Source organism: Candidatus Deferrimicrobiaceae bacterium, assembly GCA_035256765.1.
Taxonomy (GTDB): Bacteria; Desulfobacterota; Deferrimicrobia; order Deferrimicrobiales; family Deferrimicrobiaceae; genus CSP1-8.
The window spans coordinates 1-2,256 of sequence record DATEXR010000093.1 but is presented as its reverse complement, the minus strand read 5'-3'; the positions used below and the strand labels follow the sequence as shown (position 1 = coordinate 2,256).

The 2,256-nt window shown below is 66.3% G+C and carries 4 protein-coding genes; all 4 read right to left on the bottom strand.

The window, feature by feature from the left end; genetic code table 11:
* Positions 1 to 158: 158 nt before the first annotated feature.
* Positions 159 to 584: a hypothetical protein gene (locus VJ307_03020; GenBank protein ID HJX73102.1), complete on the bottom strand. Its 426-nt coding sequence runs from the start codon at positions 582 to 584 to the stop codon at positions 159 to 161.
* Complete coding sequence (locus VJ307_03015; protein HJX73101.1) at positions 581 to 1,171, bottom strand: putative nucleotide-diphospho-sugar transferase; 591 nt, start codon at positions 1,169 to 1,171, stop codon at positions 581 to 583. The genes VJ307_03020 and VJ307_03015 overlap by 4 nt, the downstream gene beginning before the upstream one ends.
* Positions 1,164 to 1,511, bottom strand: coding sequence for a hypothetical protein (locus tag VJ307_03010; GenBank protein HJX73100.1), 348 nt, complete (start codon positions 1,509 to 1,511; stop codon positions 1,164 to 1,166). Before VJ307_03010 ends, VJ307_03015 begins: the two co-directional genes overlap by 8 nt.
* Before the next feature lie 27 nt (positions 1,512 to 1,538).
* On the bottom strand, positions 1,539 to 2,256 hold a 718-nt coding region (locus tag VJ307_03005; GenBank protein ID HJX73099.1), incomplete at its 5' end, for a hypothetical protein.

The window sequence follows — 2,256 nt, the reverse complement described above, 5'->3', positions numbered from 1 at the left end:
GCTCGCGACCCCGACCGGGAGCGCGCGGAAGGTCTCCTCGTCGCCGTCGCAGACGACGAGCGGCCTGACCTCGATGCCGCCCGCGGTTTCCGGAAGGCTCCCGAGCATCCTCATGAGCTTCGCCATCCTGTTCCGGGTCGATACGAGCACCGTGATCCTCATATTTCGCCCTCCACGACGACCGGCTGGCCGTGCTTGAGTCCCAGGTTCTCGACGAGGCCGATCGGCGCCAGGAGCTCGATGACCCCGGTCCTGACCCTCGAGCCCTTCCTCCGGAAGAGGAAGCACCGGACGGGTATCGCGTGGGCGGCCGTGAGGGTACAGCGCCAGGCCCTCCCGTCCCCGAGCCAGGCAGGCATCCCGCGGAACTCGGCCTTGGGGATCACAATGTCGGGCTGCTTCGGCCAGAATCCGAGGTCGAGCCAATCGCCTATGTTTCTCCTGCTCGTCCGGATGTTGAGGCTTCCCGGGAAGACCGGCCCCTCGAGATGGCGGGCCAGGGTGTCCCCGTTCTCCCGCGCGAAGATGGCGAACCTGTGGGAACAGTTGACGAGCTCGACCCTGCCCTCTATCCTCCAGCTCATCGGACGAGCCTCCTCAGCTTCCTCGAGGCCTGGAAGTGCTCGATCACGGCCGGCCCCGCCGCCTTGTCCACGGCCTTGTCGAAGATCGAGCAGTAGGTCGCCGGGAGGTCCAGCACCTTGACTCCGCGGCTGGGCCGAAGGAGGAGCGCGTTGAGCGCCTCCTGCTCCGTCTTCCCGCGCATCCTCGCCACGGCGTCGGCCCAGCGGGAGACGAAGGCCCGGCCGGCCTCCGTGTTGGCGAACCACATGGTGCCTACGCGGTAGCGGCCCTTCGAGTTCCGGTGCGCGGCCAGGTCGTAGCCGGCCGCCCGGGCGCCCCCGAAGAGCTCCGGGAATGATCTGACCATCCCGTCCGCGTCGATCCAGACGAGGTCCCTGGCCGTCGTCGGGAAGATCGAGAAGAGGAAGGCCGGCCGCCTTCGGACGTTCTCGAGCCAGGATCTGCGCGACTCGACGTCGACGACGTAGAAGTCGAGGCCCGTCTTCCGGCAGGAGTCTATCAAGCGCAGCGCCGGCGCGCGGTATTCCCTCGTGAAATAGGAGACGATGACGAAGGGCAGGTTGTTCTGGAGGCAGACCTCAGGCATCGGCCCTCCCGCCCTGCGTCCTCCGCTCGATGTCGCCGGGGCGGAGTTCGACCTCGCAGATCTCGATCGCGAGCGTCCGTTCTATCGCCTTGAACTGGTGGAAGACCCTGGCGGGGATCTCCGTCTCCTGGCCGGGCAGGAGGTCGATCTCGTCGATGAGGCCGCCCTCCCTCCAGATCCGGATCCGGAGGCGTCCGGCGAGGACGAAGAAGATGTTCTTCTTGGCCTCGTGCCGGTGCTCGGAGCAGAAGGCGCCGGCCTCGACGCTCAGGTAGTGGATCGAGAAGAACGGCGTCTCGATCAGGTCGGTCGTCTCGCCCCAGATCTTTCCCTCTTTCATCTCCGCACCCCCTCCTGGTGGCCGCAGCTAATGCAGCGGGCGGCCAGCCTGAATCCCTTCTTCCTCATGAAGCACGGCGCCCGCTTCAGGAACATCTCGCTCCCGCATTTCGGGCAGGATGTCGCGTGGAGCGTCAGGCCCAGAGACCGGGCCGCCTCCTCCCTGGACTCCCGCGACGGCGGCTTCGGCTGCGGCGTCGCCGGCAAGCCTGAGCTCGTGATGATCTCTCCCATTGAGGACCTCCTCTAAGGTCTTGAAGGCGAAGCATCTCATCGCGCTGCTGGCGCTGAGGTTCAGAACCTCGACCCCTTGCGCCTTTATGGCCGGGGCGATGTGCTCGAAGGCCCGGCGGAAGCGCGCCACCTGCTGTGGCGCCTGCCGGCGCCTATAGCGATTGTGATAATGGCTCCTGCCCTTCAGGTGGGTCATGTCGAACCCCAGGAGGCAGATAGGAGACGCCCGCAGGCAGTAGGCCAGCATGAGCGCGCCGAAGCCCGAATTCGCCCCGGTCCAGAAGCCGGACTTGAGGCCGGCGGGAAGCCCGTTGTACGTGACGAACCCCCGGACGTAGTGGATGGGCGGGGGATAGGTGTGGTTGTCGATTTCGAGGAAGCACTTGATCCCCTTGAAGTCGCCGAACGCCTTGAGGCTCCCCGGCCCGAGCTGCTCCGTGCGGACCATCCGGAAGAAGCTCATGTCCATCGAGAACATGATGTCCGCCCAGGGCGTGTCGAGGTAGGCGGAG